Raw genomic sequence first — 17,708 nt, 5'->3', positions numbered from 1 at the left:
GTCCTTTTCTGTAATTATATAATTAAATCTTGCATTATAGGATAATCATCATTATGTTTCTTTAGTCCTCTAGCACTAGGAAGTATGAATGCTACTTGTGTGCAAGGTCCTCCACTTATATGAGGATTAGGACAACCTACAATAGAGCTATAGAGTAAATCTGTTTCTAATATAAAAGGGATATTCTTATCTGTAATGCTTTTACCCTTATTAGATTGTAATTGCACTACTCCATTATGAGGACATTTTATTTCATTATCTTCTAGTAGAGGGTGAAGCATTGCAGTGCTTAAAGGTTTTAATTGTTCAGGTTGTGTTTGTTGTTTTGTTTTGGCTAATAATTCTCCAGTCATTAATGCGTCCCCTAAATTTTTATGATTAGAGCAGAATCCAACATAAAAAACAATAAAATTACTTAATTTGGAAATATAAAAATTTACTCATACATTTTAATACACATTAAATGATATTTTTTATTAAGATTCCCTAATGCTAATCCCCAACTAAGTTTTGCTACACTTTCATCACCTAGAATAAAATTCATTTTTTCATTATGGTTAATACGCAAATACAAGTCAATACAAAATTGATGATTGGTAAGAAATAGTATGCTCTCTTTGAGTTCTTCGTGTTTATTTTGATTGGGTAAATATTCTATGGCTCTATGGTATTCAATGTCTTTGATATAAATACCTATCTTGCTCTGATAAGAGAGGAATTTACTCCCTAAAATAAAATTTTTACCTAAAACATCATTTTTAATACCTAATTTATTTTTTTGAGAAGGAGCGATGAAAATCTGATGTGGGAGATTTTCAATGATATATAATTTATTATGCAAATTAAAATTACTTTGCAATACTTTTTCTATATAATATTTAGGACGAGAGGCACTTAAAAGCAAAGGTGCAAAAGGCAAATAATTTTTAGCAATTTCTCTATCATTAATGCCCAATATAGAAAATAAAATCTTTGAAATAGAATCACTAAAATCTTTTTTGAAACTTCTAGAATAATTTTTCAAATTCGCGCTTTCAAAAAAGAGCCAAAGAATATAATGATTAAAAAAATCAAAGAATAATGTCCATCCAGAGCCTCCATCTTCATTCCTTGAGAGCTTATCAAGCATATAAGAGGGTAGTTGTGATGTATTGCCTTGCAATCCCATAAAATTTACCATTATTTCAATCAAAAACTCTTTATTTTCTTCAATGTATTCAATCTCTTTATGAGGGTGTTTGAGGCTTTTATTGGTTCTTAAAAAAATGTCCCTTTTGTCGTATTTTTTAAGAAGCTTATAAAGAAGCTTATGGAAAGTAAAATAAGTCGTATTGTTCATAAAGAAACTTTTTTGCCGCGAGTAGCTGGATAATACAAAATCTCTTTGCTATCCAAGCATTTTATCTTTAATTCGCAAAAAGAATTAATGCTTACAAAAGAAGCAAAAAATTTAGATATTATAAGCCCTAATTTATAAACTTCTCCCAAAGAATAAAAATTAGAATCCTTAATGCCCATTATACAGAGTGTTCCCTTTTTTGTAATGTATTCATCAACGAGGTAAGTCGATTTAGATTCTATATATGCAATAGAATTTTTTAAACGCTTATAAGTTTCTTCATTCTCCTTGTCATTGACAAAACTATAACTTTCTAATACTCCAAAAAATGAAGTTGTATTAAGAATACTTTGATAATTAAAAGAGAGTATAGATACAAGCTTCCAAAGTAAATGCCCATCAACGCTATATTCTCTCATCATACTTGGGATTTTAATATTTTTAGTGGATATATCCTCAAAATTAATATGTCTTATATCGCCTATCTTAAGCTTAGAGGGTAAATTCTTATTACAACACAAAGCATCAATGGTAATTATCTCATTGTAAGAATGCTCTGAAAAAAAAGAAATTTCTTTGTATGTTTCACCTTTAGAATTTTTTTTAACATTTATACTATAAAATTCATTTTGATTGTCTTTTAAAAACTCAAAACGTTCAAAACTCTTATAATTTTTAAGAATCCTTCTTCCACTATCACTATTGTGAGCTTTGACTTGATTAATCTTGATAATTTCATAAGAATCTAAATGCACCCTATCTACAAAAATCCTATATCCATCTTTGGTATGGTCATTAATAATTGATTCTGCATTTTTGGGAAAAATATTCACAATAGGCGTAATGCTTAAAGAAAATAAATCTGCTCTGACGATGCAATTCTTTGGAAAAATTTTATTGAACTTAAATTGAATACTCAAATTTGAGCCTTGACAATCCTTTAAAATATCTAAACCCTGTATTCTTATAAAATTAAATTTTTCAGGGATAAAAAAATACTCCCTAAGCAAAGAAAAAGCCTCAAACCCTAAATCATCATAATTTAAACAACTTTCATTTGGTTCAAGCCCTATTGTTTTAATGTTGCAAGAATTAAGCTTAAACTTTTCAGAAGTATCACAAGAAATGATTTTTACCTCCTCCAAATAAAGGTGAATGAATAAAAGTAAAGTTGCGGAAGTGTAGATGTCATCTCCAAGATATAAATTTAAACAATCTAATCCTATATCACAAATTTTTAAATCAGGCTTATTAACCTTTAACCTTAAATCCATTGTGTGATATTGTTTTTCACTGCTCATAAACACTTCATCAATATCTAAAGGGTAGAGATAAACATCATAAATCGTTCTAAACTCACACTCAATTTGTTCTATGGTTATAGACTGAAGGCGACTTCCTTTTGGAACAATAATCTTATTTTTTTTACTATCTTTATTTAAAAGAAACTCTTGCATACACAAAGAAGGTAGTGGATTAGTATAATTAGGAGAGACTACATTCAACAAAGATTCTGCTATGTATGGAATATTTTGTTCCATTTCCTGATGAATTTTAGAAGTCAAAATAGCAAGATTTTCAATAATTCTCTCAATATCTGGGTCTTTACTATCAAGAGCTAAAAATGGTGCGAGTTTTGGAAATTTTTTGACAAAATATTCTCTTGTTTGATAGAGATAGGAAAGCTCTTTTTGGTAGTAAAATACATCTTCATTATTCACTAAAAGACCTCACAATATCTATCATTTTTAAAAATAATTTCTAAACTAAATTCTTTAAAATGGTCTTGAAAAAAATTGCATTGCAAAAAGAATGAAATTTGCCAAGGCGTCAAAGAATTGTCATAACGAATAGATAAGATTCTAATTCTCCGCTCATATTTGCTTATAAGGAAATGAATCTCTTTAGCCATTTTGAAGCATAAATCACTTGCGTTTAAATTAAATTCTACAACATTTGACAAACCCAAATCATTAGCTATAATACAATCATCTAACTTGGTATTAAGTAAAGCTTGAATGTTGGTCTTAATATCCTCAAATTCGTTTTGATAAAAAGGAATATTTTGACACTGATCGTCTAACTGATGAATGATCTTGCCAAGCAATGACATCTTCACTCTTTATCAAGTTTGCCCACTAATGAAAGTTCGAAATTTCCGCCCATATATTTAAAATGAGGGCGAACACTAAGCCCTATCTTATACCATCCCGGCTCTCCAGCCACATTATCCACTTTGATCTGAGCTCCTCTAAATGGTCTCCTACTTCGGACTTCAGCAGGAGGATTTTCTTGGTCTGAAATATATTGTCTTACCCATTCGTTGAGTCCGTTTTCAATATCAGTTCTTTCTTTCCAACTACCTATTTCTTCTCTTTGTAAAACCTTAAGATAATGTGCTAATCTTGATATAAGGAATATATAAGGAAGCTGTGTTCCCAATCGATAATTCGTTTCTGCTTCCTTTCCCTCAGGTGTATTTGGAAATACTTTAGGTTTTAAAGCTGAATTTGCAGAGAAAAAAGCTGCATTATTACTATCTCTTCTTAAAGTCAAAGCAATAAACCCTGCTTCAGCAAGCTCATATTCTCTTCTATCTGTAATAAGCACTTCGGTTGGAATCTTGGATTGCATAGTGCCAAAACTCTCGTAAAGATAAGTAGGTAAATCTTTCACGCTCCCTCCACTTTTTGGACCTATAATACTTCCACACCATCTATATTTTGCAAAACTTTCAGTTAATCTTGTAGCAAAGGCATAAGCTGAATTGCCCCATAATAAATGATTATGTGAATTATGAACATTTTCTTTATAATTAAAAGTTTTGATAGGATTTTCTTCTGGACTATAAGGAGAGCGTGTTAAAAATCTTGTTACCATAAGCCCTATATATTTTGAATCTTCATTTTCTCTAAAGGTTCTCCATCTAGTGTATTGAGGACCTTGAAGCAAACCTCCTAAATCTTGAATATTTGCTAACTCTGAATAATTCTCTAACCCAAAAAAACTAGGAGCACAAGAGGTTAAAAATGGCGAATGGCTCATTGCAGCAATACTTGCCATTTTATTTAAAAAAGTCATATCTGGGCTATTGGTGCTAAGCTGATAATCGCCTATGATAGCACCAACAGGCTCTCCACCAAATTGTCCATATTCTGAAGAATAAATATTTTTATAAATGACACTTTGGGTAATATCAGGATTGTTCTCAAAATCTTCTAAAGCTTCTTCTTTGGTTACATCAAAAAGGTTGATTTTAATATTTTCATTAAAATCTGTTCTTTCTACTAAGAAATATAAGCCTCTCCATACAGACTCTAGTTTTTGGAAATCCTCATTGTGCAAAATCTCGTCCATTTGCTTAGATACTAAATCATCAATATGTGCTATCATCTCATCTAAAGCAAATTTATTGATTTTATCTTCTACATCATCATTCTCAACAATAGCAGAGATAAATTCGGCAACACCTCTTTTAGCTATACTATAACTTTCATCATTTTTTAAATACTTACTTTTTTCCATAATGCTTTCAATAATAGGTGTATCAACCACTTTATCGCTTGACATTTTCTCTCCTATTCTTTGACTTCTTCTTTAATTTCTAAAAGCAATTTCTCTTTTGTTTTTTTATCTTTTAAAGCGGTTAAAACTGCTTTTCTAAAATCTGGAATATTACCCATAGGTCCTTTTAAAGCCACTAAAGCCTCTCTTAGTTGTATGAGTTTATTAAGCTCTGGAATTTGCTTTGCTATACTATCTGGGGAAAAGTCTTTCATACTAGAAATTTTAAGATTAATACTTAGCTCTTCTGCTCCTGTGCCCAAGGTGTTCTTAACACTAAATTTAGAACTAATATCCAATTTCTGCATTACCTGACTAAAATTTACCTTATTAATTTGTAAAATCTCTCGCTCTTCCAAAGGTAATTTATCAGCTCCTCCTGTCAAATTTGTCATTACCATCAATTTTAAGGGTAACTCAACATCTGCTTCTTGTCCATTCGTTTTTGCTTTGTATGTGATATTAATACGCTCTTTTGGAGCACTAGAACCATCAGACATTGTTCAAATCCTTTCTGTTTTAAAACTTTCTCAATTTTAAGATACATTATAACTAAAACTATGTAAAAATTTAGCTAAATTTTTACATTTTTTCACTTTTTATTTTAATTTTTGAATAATCTTCTAATAAATAATCCTTTAGTAATGTTTTCTCCATTAAATCTTTGATTTGGATATAAAGTATCCTAGCATTATTTGGCATATTTTTCTCCTCAAAAAGTTTAGCCATCTCAATTAAAGCATTTATATGTGCAAATAGAGAGTTATTACTATTTTGAGTATTCATATCTAATAAAATTTCATCTATATTATTTTGCCTGTCCTTATTTGCTTTAGGCTTTATACAATTAAAATCTATGCCTTGCTTCAAAAAATAATTAAAAACTTGCTCTTCACACATAGATTCGCCATTGCTAAACTTAAGATTAGAAATCTCCTTAAATTTAATAAGGAACTCTCTAGTTAAAGTATTAAGCAATTTGGAAGCATTTGTTTTTTTACGCTTGTATAAAAATTCACAAAAAAACTTTAAGCCCTCTATCCAAAAAGGATTTAACACAAGATTTGACATAAAACACTTAATGTGTTCTAATTCATCAAAATTATTTTCAAGCAAAATTTGTATTAAATTTTTATCTGGATACTTAATTTGAGTAATACTTTCACTATCGACAGGAAGGGTTCTAATCCTCCCCCACATTGCTTCAACAAACATAGCATAAGCATTAAGATTATCTTTATTTTTTTCCAAAAGCTCGAAAGCTAAATGGTTGAAAAATATTCTATATTCTCTATCATTTAAGGAATTGGTATTTGGGTTTTGAGTATGAAATTCAACTTGTTTTATAGTTGATGATATAACTTCACTTTTTTGTATCTCCTGTTTAACTTGAATCTCTTTAAAATCGCACTCTAAAATTTTCCCTAAAATCCTGAATGTATGGTTTAAATCCATTATAATCTGAGGAAAATGTGATAAACTAAGTCTGTCAGTTTCTATTATAAAATGTTGCACGACACTCTTTATCTTCTTTTTCTGGGTATTTAAAATTTCAACATTTTTGCCTAAATTCTTAGGAGAATTTTGCAAAATATCAACCAAAAATTCAAATAGCTTACTCATTGTCCCGAAAGATTCTTCATTGTTTAATGCTATACACGATAAAACAAAATAATTATAAATTCTAGCATCCATAGAAAATTGTTGTAGGATTTCTAAAGAATACTCATAAACCTTGTTCCACTTTATATTCTCGTGATTCAATGTTTTATATTTTGACATCTCATCTTCAAGGAAATGGTAAATTTCCAAGTTATCCAAATTATCCTTTAAATGACTAGCAAATTGCATTGATTTAATTCCTCACCAATATTTTATAAAAGTTTTAGCAATCAAATATTAAAATTATCACATAATTAAGGTTTAGAAAAATTTAAAAAGGGGATATTGTTAATGTATCAAAAAATATTGATTTTGGTTTTATGCCTTTTATTTGGAGCTTGCTCAAACACTGTGAGTGTAAGAATCAATAACATTGAAAAATCAAATCTTAACAATAGACTTGATGATGTTCCTGTTACTCTTATCATCTATAAGCTCAAGAATATTGAAAAATTTGAAGAAGCAAGCGACAAAGACTTAATTACTAGAGAAGATGGATCTCTTGGTAAAGATAAAATAGATTCAATCAAATTACAAATTGCTCCTAAAAATGAAATTGTAGCAATAAAAGTTAATGACAAAGAAGTTCCTTACATTGGCGTTTTAGCCTTATTTGCCAATGATACAAAAAAAGTAACTAAAGCTTGGGTAAAAACGAAAGATGCAAGTGGATTTTGGAGTAGATTTTGGAATGAAAAAACACTAAAATTTGAAATCACACAAAAAGGAATTAAAACGATTAAATGAGTTCTAGGATATTAATATGGCAAATCAACTAAAAGTTGCTTGGTTTAATGGCTTAAATATTGATAAAATTCATTTTGAACAACAAGAAAGATATTTTCAAAGAAATATAGATTTAAAAACTATTAAAATATTAAGTAACCTTTATGGAATTATTAATTTAAAGTTCTCTGATGAAATGCTTATACAAGGTAAAATTGCATTAGAAAAAATTTCTGGGATAGCTAAAGATGGAAGTATTTTTAACGCTCCAGAACAAGATTTATTGCCAGAAGCTTTAGAAATCAATTACGAATCATTAGAAAATTCAGTTATAGTATTAAAAATTCCTTTGGGTTCTGCTAGCATTGCTGATGTCGCTCTACAAAATAATTTTCCTAATTCTAAATATCTAGCCCTAAGAAGTATTATCGCCTCAAGAACTTATGATGATAACCATAATATAGGTATTTCAAAAGAATTATTAGAGGATGAAAGAGATTTACAAAATGCAACTTTTACCCAAGAAAAAATCAGTTTAACCCTTGCGAGCTTGAGACTGAAACTTGGAATTTTAGGCAATGCAACACCTGATGAACTTGAGATTCCTATTGCCAAAATTAAAAATATAGATTCAAACAAAAAAATAGAGCTTGAAGAAAATTTTATTCCTACATGTATTAATATCAATAAAGTTTCTATTGTCAAGTCTTTTTTAGAAGAAACATTATATTCTATCAAACAACATAAAGAAATACTTTGGGAAATCTTTAAAGGCATTGACCAAACAAAAAATACTTTGGATTTCAGCACTTATTTATCTTTAAATCTTCTTAAAAAATGGTTTTTAATTTTTTCTTGCCTAATCCATAAAGACAAATTACATCCCGAGTATTTATATGAAAAGCTTATTGAGTTTCAGGGTGAACTTGGAGCATTTGGTGTTGAAAATTCCTTTTTAGAGTTTATTGCTTACCAACACGATAATTTAAATGAAACTTTCTTCCCTTTAATCAACAACATAAAGATTCTATTTGCTAAAATTACTTCTCCGAGATATTCAATGGCAAAACTTATAGATAATAGCAATGGTTTCTATGATTTGTTATTTGATAATGCTGGAATTTTGGAAGAAGCCGAACTTTTCTTAGCCATTAATGCTGATGTTAATCACGAATATTTACTAAAAAATTTTAAAACACAAAGCAAAATTCATACGCAGAGTAAAATCAAAAATATAGTAGCCACCCAACTTAAAGGATTAAATGTTATCCAAATTCCAAATATTCCTTCGGCTATCCCTTATTTAAATGGCTATATTTATTATAAACTAGATAAAAAAGATGAATTATTTAAACATTTTAAAGGAGAAAACGCAATAAGTATTTACCTTACTCATAATATTAAGAATCCTGATATAAAAATGTGGGCAGTATTTTAAGGAAATAAAATGCAAAAACAATCAAATGCAGAGACACAAGAATTTAGCTTACTTTTAAGTTCTGATTTAAGCGGTCTTAAAAACAATAAAGTTGTTGATTATTGTTTGGAACTTCTTTTACTCTCTTTTAGACTATCTAAAGTAACCTTACTTGATACAAGCACCATAGAATCCCTTAGAGAAAAAATTGTCAATGATATTTTAACTTGGAGTTCTAAACTTAGTGTTTTAAAAGAATATGATGAAAAAGATATTATTAGGCTTAGATATTGCCTTTGTGTTTTTATTGATGAGATGTTAATGAAAAATGAGCTTTTTATTAATAGCTCTTGGGCAAATAATACCCTAACAGTGCGTTTATTTGACGAAACTTTAGGGGGAGATAATTTTTATGATATAACATCTTCTTGGCTTAATAATCCCGCAAAAAATAAAGATTTTTTAGAATTTATTTATGCCTGCCTTGTATTGGGCTACAAAGGCAAATACTCAAATAATAAAGATGTGGAAGAAAGAATTTTGTTTTTTTGCAATAATATCGCTTCTTCCCTCATACCATTATATGATGATGTTGATGAAGAACTAGCTTTTACAAAAGCTTATGATGGAATTATCAAGGAGAGTTTTTGGCAAAATTTTCAAAGAATGTATCTTAAAAAAATTTTAATTGCTTTGCCTCTATGTATCGTTGTAGGAGTTTTTGTCTATACTGTATTTGACCTTGAAGTTAATAACATACGAATACAAAATAATGTAAATGGAATTATCAACAATCATTCAGATTAAGAAACTTTTTATTGCTGTGTTCGTTTCTAGTTCCTAATCCTGCAAGTTGTTTTATTTATTTCCTTTTTTTAATCAAGCTCCAAACAGCTCTTATCAAAGCTATCAAGAGAGTTCCTGTAATACCAATCAAAGAAAGAATCATAACCCCTACAACTATATATTTATTATCTGGTATCGCACCTGCTAGAGCCATAGAAGCCAAAAATAAGGAAATACTAAGTGGTATAGCCACAAACTTCCATTTACCAAAAATAAACCAAATAGGTATTGTAGTAATAGGCAATAATGTTAGATTAACAAAATAGCTTAATAGTCCTTTGCTGCCTTCCAAATCTCCACCTACAAAGATACCAACAATACACAAAGTCCATAAAACACCAAGAACCTTTTTAAGAAAGCTTCTAAATTCTTCATCATATCTTATATCATTTTCTATTTCATAAGATTCTATTTCATTTTCTTTCATAAAAAACCTTTTCTTTGTATAAAATTTAAATATTATTTACGAGAATATTTTTTAATTTTAGAGCTGGTATTTGCTAAAAACTCATTAATCTTTTCCTGAATAGGGGGTAGTTTAAATCTAATTACATCTTCTATAATCTCTAAATTTAATCCCTCATAATCGTGTGAGGCAATGTTTCTAATCGCTTTTAGCCCCCTAATATCCTCTTTGGTAAAAATGTCTGCCATATTTATATCAAAACTATCTTGCAACTTTTGGAGATTTTCATTAATGACAATAAGGTGCATTACAATAGCAGGTTGTTTCTCCTTGACATCTTTAAGGGCTTTGACTATGCCTATTTCATTACAAAGTTCAAGAATATATGCGATTCTTTCTTTTATATCACGCAATTTTTTTATATTCTCTTCGCTACACATAAATTGCATTCTCTAAAAGATTTTTCTTTCTCTCTTCATTCATAGAAAAAGTATCACAAATATCTACTTGAATCTTAAAATGTTTCATTATTTTCTGTCGTAAATCATCTAAGTAAATTACACTCTCAAAACCTCTAAACTTTTTTAAAAATGATTCACTTGAGCAAATCACTATGTCTATATCACTTGCAAGGTCTGCCTTATCTTTTGCATAGCTACCAAAAAGCCCTATCTCTACAATACCATCTTGATTTAGTTCTTCTTTGATGCTGCTAAGATATTCTAAGATGATTTCCTTTGTGAGTTTAAACACTTTTTTGCTCCTCTAAAAACTTATGCCTTTTCTACCTGTTTGCTGTGCCATTTCGGTAATCGTGTAGTTTTTAAGAATTCCCTTTTTGTTAAAAATTATATAAATGTATTTCATTCTCACTTCATCTTTTGCAATATAGGTCCCAACAACAGGCACTAAATTAGTTGCATCAAAATCACCCTCTGAATAGCTATATAAAATAACCTCATCGCCATTGTCCTCAAAACTTGTTTGTTCAGGCTTTCCATACATTTCTACAACTTGCGCTTTTGTAGTTTTACCCTTTACAAGCTCTTTTTTTTAAGTCCGCTGGGCTTTTTTTGGCAAGAGTTTGATTGCCATAATGGCTTGTGCAACCTACAAATAACAATAATACCACTGCACTTGCTAATAGCTTCAACTGCTTTATATTTATCATACAACACCTCTACTTTTCAAAAATAAAAGTAGTTATTTTACCAAAAAAACGCAACTTAAAACTTAAGAATTATTAAGTTTTAAGCCACAAAGGCTCTTTTTGCTAAATTAGATTCTATACCACTTGCTATGACATCATCTTGCTTGCCATCAATTCCAACTAAAGAGAGTGTCCAAGCAGGTCCTGAAACAATGAGTTTCCACATAATATAACCTGAAGCAAGTGTGCCAAAAATCATTAAAAGTCCTGTTATAGCTCCTGTTATAAAATTTGTATGAAAATTATACCAACTTGTTTCAATTCCGCTAAATTGCTCTACTGATAGAAATATAAACAATTCATTAATCATTGTAAAACTACGAATCACATTTTGAACGATTGTAGAATGAGCCATTCCATTTGCTTCAGGAATTGGCATAAAAAATGTTCCAACCATTAGTAATGGGATATAAAATTTATGCAAATAAGGTTCTTTTGCGCTACTCTCTCCTCTATTCTCCAAATACGCTTGAAGCTTATTCGCACCAATTTGAGTTACGAAAAATCCTCCTACTAAGACAAAAAGTAGAATCTGTAAATGTTGATAAATCTTTTCATGAGCCAAAAAAGGTCAGAAAAATAAGCCATATTGCTTTTATTAAAGCCATCAGTAGCAGAGGTTTTTTCATAGCTTGTTGTATGACTAGATAAAGCTGGTTTTTCTTCGCTGAACCAATCTTTAAAGGCATTTGCCATATATTGTGCATCATTTTTAATTCCTTGCCACTTTGAGTCTAGGATAGACATTTCAACCATACGACCTTGAGTAATGGTTTGCACACTATGGAAATCCAAGCCATTTTTTAATTTAATCTCTCCTAAAAGTTTTGTCTGTTCTCTATCTATTATATTGGGATTGAGCGTTACTAGAGAAGTAAGAAATGTTGTGAGGTTAATATGCTTATCATTTTGAACATAGGCAATGGAGCTTTCTCTCTTGCTGTTGTAACTAGAAGCGTTACCTCCAATAATTTGATTATACTCTGATTCTATATTAGGTTTTAAAGCACAAGCTGTGTTAATACGACTTGCATCAACGCCCAAATCTTGGTCCAAATTGTTGTCATTAAAAGCTTTACAATATGTCGTTCCGCTTTTAAAATCAAACCCTATAATTTTAGCCACTATTCACATCTCTACATTCCCAAGAACAAGCACCTCCATTAATAATTTTATCATTAGGGTTTGAAAATATTTTTGCCTCAATGCTTACTCCTGTGGTAGTATTTGCCATTGAAATTCCACAACTTAACAATATTATCAATAATACTTTTTTCATTATTTTCTCCTTACTTTTGATGTATTGTTTTTATTCTCATAATATTCCTTGACTTTGGGACTCTTAAATTCCATTCTTTCATTAAAGTTTCTATCAGAGTAAAAGGTTATAATAGTGTTTTCAAATGGGGAAAGTGGAAGCTGACTCCCTCCCATTTGATTGATTTTTTCTAATACTTTTTGTGATATACAATCGCTTACAGCTCTAAACCTTACCCCTTTATCATTTTTCCATTCATAGATTTTTCTACCATCGCTGTCAATAAAAGGTTCATTGAAGTTTTTTAGATATTCTCTCAAAGAATTTCCAAGATTTAAAAGCTCTTCTATATTAACTTCTCCCTCGCTCCCTTTTTCTAAATGGATTTTAATATGTTCTGCACCCAAGCCTTTGTCTCTTCTGTAATCGTGAAATCCTTTCATATACATTATAATAGCTTCTTTAATTGTGCTTTCAATCAATTCTTCTAGTAAATCAGGTTCTAAATTAATAGGCGTAGCATTCTTATCATTAAAAGTTACATTATAGATTCCTCTTGTTTCTTTTTGTAATTCTTTACTAATGTCCTTAAATTTTTGTGCAAAGCTTTTAAGGTTCATTATTCTTTCCTCTAGGTTGCTTCCTAAACACACTCGGTTTTATAGGATTGGAATCTTTCCATAAGCCTTTATGAGCTAATCTTGCCTTTATTTCTAAATGAGTGTAAGCATTAGAATATTCTTTATAGGCCCAAGCAAAACCATTTTCTACTAAGTTTGCATTGACATCAATATCATTGCAAAAGACTATGGCTACAATTCTGTTGTATTTATCTTTATCTTTGATTTTAAGTGTGGCATTACTTCCTATGGGGCAAAGAGTTAAAAGATGAGATGTAGCCTCTTTGCCATAGCTTTGGTTAGATTCTGGTGCATCAATGCCATAAAGCCTTACTTTAAACTTCTCTCCATTATGAAGTATTGTTAGAGTATCGCCATCATAAACCTTAATAATACTTCCTTGCACTTCTTTACTTGGCATAAGATAGGTAAGATTAAAATTGCTAAATTGGCTAATAATTACGCCAAGAATAATCAAGCAAAATGTTAAAATGTATTTTTTCTTAATTTTGCTCTTTATAAATTTCATTTTACACCTCATTTGGATTTGTGCTAAAGACTTTCATTTCATTTTCATCAATTTCAAATTTCAAATGAAATACTCCACTGCTATACCATACACAAAGTTCGTGTTTATCAGTATTTAAAAGTCCTATTTCTACATTTTTTGGAATCTCTAAGTTATTTTTTGCTTCATTAATCACTTCTAACTTTTTATCAGGTCTTAATAGAAAGATTCTTGTATCTAAATTCTTTAAAATTCCTATCGGGATATGTTCTGCATTTTGCACTACAAAACACAAATGCACATTGTATTTTCTAGCTTCTAAGGCTACCTTTTCAAGCATTCTTGTAAAATAGGGCACGACAAAATAGTTCTTTGCTTCTTCTATGGCATAAAAAAGTTTAGGGGCTGGGCGATTGGCTCTTTTACAAGAGAGTGCATATTCTCTATCTTTAAGATACACTTTTTGAAAGATACTTAAAAAGATAGGAGTAAAGAGACTAGATTCTTTGAAGTTATTTAAATCCATTGAAAGCACATCTACATCATCAATATTAATTTTATCAAACTCACTAAATAAATCTAGCTTTTCAATCGCATCAAGCTTTCGTGCTAATTCTATATAATCAGCTCTATCACTTTCTTTGAGTTGCATATTTTGCCCCTCTTTTCTAGCGAATTTAACTATATCAATTAGCTTTGGCACTTTGAGATAGGCAAACTCGCTCTCTTTAATATCTTGTAAAAATGTTGTGTTGTCATAACCTAAGTTTAAAAGCTTTTGATGACTTTCCTTATTTTTTGTCTCTAGGTCCCTAACTCTATATCTCTGATATTCTTTTGTTCTATATACTTTTCTCAAAATCTCTTTAAAATATGCCATTTCATTAATACTTAAAGCTTGTGCATTTTGAGTTTCAAGGATAACACTTGCTAAGTCTATATTAAATTGCATATCTGCTTCAAAAATCTCTGCATTTTTTTCAGGGTCTGGGAGATTAACAATATTATAAGCAAAGCTAGAAAAAGCAGATTCTATATGGGCAACTTTATTGTGTGGATTATTTTTAAGCAAAGTGATGAACTTCTCATCAGAGAATCCTATATCATAACTTCTAATTCTAGTTTGCCCAGCTTCTTTACCAAGATGTGAGCATTCTCCATTGCTAAAGTCAAGCCCTATCATTTGAGCCATTATCTTTTGTTTGCTCACACTTTTACCTGAACCGGGCTTTGCAATAAGACATAGATGAGGATTATCATTTTCTTTAGAAAAAGAATAATTTATGAATGCGCCATTCTTATCTACGCCATAAATATCAGGCTTACTTGTGTTTCTTTTATGCACTGAAGCAATAAAATGATACAAATAATCGCTTTTTACAAGGAAATCAAAATCGCTATCTCTAAATTTAATAAGATTCTTTTGCAAATGCGCACTACGCAAAAGCTCTTTATTTATAAAACTTGTTTTAAGAGAACTACCTAAATTTCCTATAATTTCATCATCATAATCTTTTAAATAAGCAATAGCATTAATTATAGCTAAATCACATTCTTTAGCATTATAAGCTTGTTGCAATTCAATAAAAGGCTTTTTATCTCCAACGAGTTTAGCATAGTTTAAAAGCCTCGTAATATGGTTTTGGATATGTTTAGTGGCAATATCTATATAAAACCAAATAGAACCCTCAAAATTGAGTTTGAATAATTGTTGAATATTGCTTTCATTGATTTCTAAATGTTTAAATGCTTGATAAATATCTATTTGCTTGTAGTTTTTAGCAATAGCTTGTTTAGCAAGGCGTTTAAACATTACAAATTCAGGTTCAGCCTCTAGTGTGTCTTTATGGATTTCAAGGCTTTGTTTGAGTTGTTTATTTTCAATAAAAAAGCTATTTTGCAAGAGTTGATTATAAAGAGCATTGGTTAATTCTAATCCACTTAAAAGCTGCACATCAAAATAATCGGCTAGAGTCTTTACAATGATTTTATTATGGGAGAAAATATATTGCTTTTGAAATTTTCCTTGTTTATGTAAAACATAGTATAAAAAAGCATCTTCATTATCTTTATTATCTCTTATTAAAGATTCTATCACTTCCTTATGTAAAAAATTTTGTATATTCTCATTGCTTAAAATCTCTATGCCAAAGAGCTTTTCATAAGGAGTATTGCAAATGATATGGTCTTCTTTAATATAATCAATATGAAATAAAGAATTAGAGTGATATTCTATGAAAAGATTATGAAAGGGTCTTGCAATTTTTTCCAAGAAATAATTACCTTTATTATCTTGCTTTTTCGCTCCTTGATAGAGCGCAAAAGCACTTGCTCCTACTAAAGTCATTAAGGCTAAATTCATTGCTTAATCCTTTTGATATGTTTTACCTCATCTAACTTGTTATTATGCTTTGTATCTTCTTCCTCTTTGATTGAAACTTCACTTGCTCTTGGGAGATTAGCAATCTCTTGTTGATTAGATTGTAATAAGGTTAGTCTTTCATCAAGAGATATTTTCTTAATGTCTTTTTCGTTAAATATATTTCTCTCTTGTGGAATAATGTAATCATTTTGTGTTATACTTTCATTGTTGGCGGATTTGCGAAAATTGAAGTCGTTAAATATGGAATGATAGGGATGACCACGCCTATCCACTTCCGCCATTCTTTCATTTGATTCTGCTTTACTATGAGCAGTTAAAAGCCTATTAATTTCTTTATCATCTTTCATATATTCTCTGCTTCCATAAGCCAATATACTTTCATCATCAGCTTTTACTTTCCAAGTAAAGTTTTTATGCTTTTTATCTATTTCAGCCTCCACATTCTTAGCTACTTTAGGATAAGGGAGCATTTCTTCTGTGGTTACCATTCCTCTTAATGCTGGATTATCAAGATGTTTGTGTATTTCTTTTTCCATAAACTCCCTATCTACAACCACATCTCCAACATTGCTTCTTACAATAGTGCTGGGCTTATCATTCTCTAGCACTTTATACATCTTGCTGCTTTCTTTTTTGGATTCTCTCTCCCAAGCAATGTCTTTAAGATTTTGGATTCTTTCTTTGATAGATTGAATAATCTCTTTAGTAGAATCTTCTAGTCTTTTGACTTCATTTTCTAAAGCTAGGATTTCTTGTTCTAATTCTTTATCACTCATTGCTGTTTTTATCCTACCAACTTCTTTATTAGCTCTTTAAGTTCTAATAGCTCTTCTTTACCTTTTGTTTCTTTGATTTCATATCCTCCCTTTACAAGCTCATCATTCAAATGAAGCTTATATTCATCTTTTAATAGAGCATTCAGTGCGTCTAAAATCTCTTTAGAAAGAATTGAGCTTTCTTTATAGACTTCCTTGATAGAATCATTATTTTCCTTAATGCTCTCATCGCTGCTTATGTAGCTCTTAATGCAATCTTCATTGACTTCTTTATTGTTAATAGCAAGCTTATAATCTTCCATAGTGCTTGCTTTGATTTCCTCTTTGTTAGGCTTATCTCTATAAAGCTCATCTAAAATGGCATTTACCAAAGGCATTTTGACTTTTGAGCTTTGCGTTTCTCCTTGTTTGTTGATAATATTGCAAGCACTTGCTATTTCTTCTTTAAGATTTTCTTCTCTATCTTTTTTAAGCACTTCTAGTTTTGCTCTCTCTTTATAGAGATTGCTTAGCTTTGCATAGAGACCTTTAAGCTCTTTTTGCTCTTCTTGGTTTAAGTTGATTGTATTCATTTCATTCTCCTTGTCTTATTGGTATTGCTTTGTTCTAACCTATCAATAATAAAATGCAAATCAGCAAAGTAATGAAGTATCTCTCTATCTGGAATCTCAACTTTATTTAGCACTTCTTCATTGATGTTTAGCCTCTGTTGTGCTTTAAGCTTTTTGCTAAACTCTTTAAAGACTTTTTTATCTCTTTTTTTAAACTCTTTCTTTAAAATTTTTGTAAGTCTTTCAATTAAGTTCAAAGCACCACATATATTAAGCTTCAACGCTCCACTAAATTTATCAACTTCTTTATCTAGCTTTTCGTTTTTGTCCGCTAAAAATTGTATTTTTGCTTTTTTGTTTAGATGTGAAAAATAAACTTGGTCAATATTCCCATTAAAACTTTGAATCAAAGTTTCTTTATTTTTGTAATTCATTTTGCTTC

The 17,708-nt window shown here is 29.9% G+C and carries 24 protein-coding genes; 3 read left to right on the top strand and 21 right to left on the bottom strand.

Going from position 1 to position 17,708, the window contains the following annotated elements; translation table 11 throughout:
* Positions 1 to 14: 14 nt before the first annotated feature.
* The 7 genes from DY109_RS04205 to DY109_RS04175 all read right to left on the bottom strand — a co-directional run bounded on the left by DY109_RS04205 (position 15) and on the right by DY109_RS04175 (position 6,754).
* Complete coding sequence (locus DY109_RS04205; RefSeq protein WP_023949918.1) at positions 15 to 353, bottom strand: hypothetical protein; 339 nt, start codon at positions 351 to 353, stop codon at positions 15 to 17.
* A gap of 83 nt (positions 354 to 436) precedes the next feature.
* Positions 437 to 1,339: a type VI secretion system baseplate subunit TssG gene (locus tag DY109_RS04200; protein ID WP_023949919.1), complete on the bottom strand. Its 903-nt coding sequence runs from the start codon at positions 1,337 to 1,339 to the stop codon at positions 437 to 439.
* On the bottom strand, positions 1,336 to 3,060 hold the full coding sequence (gene tssF / locus DY109_RS04195) for a type VI secretion system baseplate subunit TssF (protein WP_014667067.1): 1,725 nt from the start codon (positions 3,058 to 3,060) through the stop codon (positions 1,336 to 1,338). Before tssF ends, DY109_RS04200 begins: the two co-directional genes overlap by 4 nt.
* The gene (locus tag DY109_RS04190) at positions 3,060 to 3,452 is read right to left on the bottom strand and encodes a GPW/gp25 family protein (RefSeq protein ID WP_002957596.1); all 393 of its coding nucleotides are present in this window, start codon (positions 3,450 to 3,452) and stop codon (positions 3,060 to 3,062) included. Before DY109_RS04190 ends, tssF begins: the two co-directional genes overlap by 1 nt.
* Positions 3,453 to 3,454: 2 nt before the next feature.
* Positions 3,455 to 4,909, bottom strand: coding sequence for a type VI secretion system contractile sheath large subunit (tssC, locus tag DY109_RS04185; RefSeq protein ID WP_023949920.1), 1,455 nt, complete (start codon positions 4,907 to 4,909; stop codon positions 3,455 to 3,457).
* An 8-nt stretch (positions 4,910 to 4,917) separates the two neighbouring features.
* Positions 4,918 to 5,403, bottom strand: a complete 486-nt coding sequence (gene tssB, locus DY109_RS04180; RefSeq protein ID WP_023949921.1) for a type VI secretion system contractile sheath small subunit — start codon at positions 5,401 to 5,403, stop codon at positions 4,918 to 4,920.
* Positions 5,404 to 5,485: 82 nt separating this feature from the next.
* Positions 5,486 to 6,754, bottom strand: coding sequence for a type VI secretion system domain-containing protein (locus tag DY109_RS04175; protein ID WP_023949922.1), 1,269 nt, complete (start codon positions 6,752 to 6,754; stop codon positions 5,486 to 5,488).
* A gap of 102 nt (positions 6,755 to 6,856) precedes the next feature.
* Between DY109_RS04175 and tssJ the strand changes: the two genes are divergently transcribed.
* The 3 genes from tssJ to icmH are packed head-to-tail and all read left to right on the top strand — an operon-like array spanning position 6,857 to position 9,515.
* Positions 6,857 to 7,312, top strand: a complete 456-nt coding sequence (gene tssJ / locus DY109_RS04170) for a type VI secretion system lipoprotein TssJ (RefSeq protein ID WP_023949923.1) — start codon at positions 6,857 to 6,859, stop codon at positions 7,310 to 7,312.
* A gap of 16 nt (positions 7,313 to 7,328) precedes the next feature.
* Positions 7,329 to 8,729, top strand: coding sequence for a type VI secretion system baseplate subunit TssK (gene tssK, locus DY109_RS04165; protein ID WP_023949925.1), 1,401 nt, complete (start codon positions 7,329 to 7,331; stop codon positions 8,727 to 8,729).
* Positions 8,730 to 8,738: 9 nt separating this feature from the next.
* Positions 8,739 to 9,515: a type IVB secretion system protein IcmH/DotU gene (gene icmH, locus DY109_RS04160; RefSeq protein WP_023949926.1), complete on the top strand. Its 777-nt coding sequence runs from the start codon at positions 8,739 to 8,741 to the stop codon at positions 9,513 to 9,515.
* 55 nt (positions 9,516 to 9,570) lie between these two features.
* Here the strand turns inward: icmH and DY109_RS04155 are convergent, their stop codons facing one another.
* The 14 genes from DY109_RS04155 to DY109_RS04100 all read right to left on the bottom strand — a co-directional run bounded on the left by DY109_RS04155 (position 9,571) and on the right by DY109_RS04100 (position 17,700).
* Complete coding sequence (locus DY109_RS04155) at positions 9,571 to 9,981, bottom strand: hypothetical protein (RefSeq protein WP_023949927.1); 411 nt, start codon at positions 9,979 to 9,981, stop codon at positions 9,571 to 9,573.
* Positions 9,982 to 10,013: 32 nt separating this feature from the next.
* Complete coding sequence (locus DY109_RS04150; RefSeq protein ID WP_023949928.1) at positions 10,014 to 10,400, bottom strand: HepT-like ribonuclease domain-containing protein; 387 nt, start codon at positions 10,398 to 10,400, stop codon at positions 10,014 to 10,016.
* Positions 10,393 to 10,713, bottom strand: coding sequence for a nucleotidyltransferase family protein (locus DY109_RS04145; protein ID WP_023949929.1), 321 nt, complete (start codon positions 10,711 to 10,713; stop codon positions 10,393 to 10,395). The genes DY109_RS04150 and DY109_RS04145 overlap by 8 nt, the downstream gene beginning before the upstream one ends.
* Before the next feature lie 12 nt (positions 10,714 to 10,725).
* On the bottom strand, positions 10,726 to 10,965 hold the full coding sequence (locus tag DY109_RS04140) for a hypothetical protein (protein WP_023949930.1): 240 nt from the start codon (positions 10,963 to 10,965) through the stop codon (positions 10,726 to 10,728).
* Positions 10,966 to 10,990: 25 nt separating this feature from the next.
* Complete coding sequence (locus tag DY109_RS11345) at positions 10,991 to 11,131, bottom strand: hypothetical protein (protein ID WP_023949932.1); 141 nt, start codon at positions 11,129 to 11,131, stop codon at positions 10,991 to 10,993.
* A gap of 79 nt (positions 11,132 to 11,210) precedes the next feature.
* Entirely contained in the window at positions 11,211 to 11,525 is a 315-nt protein-coding gene (locus tag DY109_RS04135) for a hypothetical protein (RefSeq protein WP_147291164.1), read from the bottom strand.
* Between the two features lie 158 nt (positions 11,526 to 11,683).
* Positions 11,684 to 12,295 (bottom strand): hypothetical protein, encoded by a 612-nt coding sequence (locus DY109_RS04130; protein WP_023949935.1) that lies wholly within the window; start codon positions 12,293 to 12,295, stop codon positions 11,684 to 11,686.
* On the bottom strand, positions 12,288 to 12,449 hold the full coding sequence (locus DY109_RS11340; RefSeq protein ID WP_158413041.1) for a hypothetical protein: 162 nt from the start codon (positions 12,447 to 12,449) through the stop codon (positions 12,288 to 12,290). Before DY109_RS11340 ends, DY109_RS04130 begins: the two co-directional genes overlap by 8 nt.
* Positions 12,449 to 13,048, bottom strand: coding sequence for a hypothetical protein (locus DY109_RS04125; RefSeq protein WP_023949937.1), 600 nt, complete (start codon positions 13,046 to 13,048; stop codon positions 12,449 to 12,451). The genes DY109_RS11340 and DY109_RS04125 overlap by 1 nt, the downstream gene beginning before the upstream one ends.
* Positions 13,038 to 13,577 (bottom strand): thermonuclease family protein, encoded by a 540-nt coding sequence (locus tag DY109_RS04120; RefSeq protein WP_023949938.1) that lies wholly within the window; start codon positions 13,575 to 13,577, stop codon positions 13,038 to 13,040. The genes DY109_RS04125 and DY109_RS04120 overlap by 11 nt, the downstream gene beginning before the upstream one ends.
* 1 nt (position 13,578) lies before the next feature.
* Positions 13,579 to 15,918, bottom strand: a complete 2,340-nt coding sequence (locus DY109_RS04115) for an ATP-binding protein (protein WP_023949939.1) — start codon at positions 15,916 to 15,918, stop codon at positions 13,579 to 13,581.
* Complete coding sequence (locus DY109_RS04110; protein ID WP_181894615.1) at positions 15,915 to 16,715, bottom strand: hypothetical protein; 801 nt, start codon at positions 16,713 to 16,715, stop codon at positions 15,915 to 15,917. The genes DY109_RS04115 and DY109_RS04110 overlap by 4 nt, the downstream gene beginning before the upstream one ends.
* A gap of 8 nt (positions 16,716 to 16,723) precedes the next feature.
* On the bottom strand, positions 16,724 to 17,287 hold the full coding sequence (locus tag DY109_RS04105; RefSeq protein WP_023945962.1) for a hypothetical protein: 564 nt from the start codon (positions 17,285 to 17,287) through the stop codon (positions 16,724 to 16,726).
* Positions 17,284 to 17,700 (bottom strand): hypothetical protein, encoded by a 417-nt coding sequence (locus DY109_RS04100; RefSeq protein WP_023945963.1) that lies wholly within the window; start codon positions 17,698 to 17,700, stop codon positions 17,284 to 17,286. The genes DY109_RS04105 and DY109_RS04100 overlap by 4 nt, the downstream gene beginning before the upstream one ends.
* Positions 17,701 to 17,708 lie beyond the last annotated feature (8 nt).

This window comes from Helicobacter fennelliae, from assembly GCF_900451005.1.
GTDB lineage: Bacteria > Campylobacterota > Campylobacteria > Campylobacterales > Helicobacteraceae > Helicobacter_B > Helicobacter_B fennelliae.
Note: the sequence above shows the minus strand (reverse complement) of the source record. Positions and strands in the feature narration are given on the sequence as shown.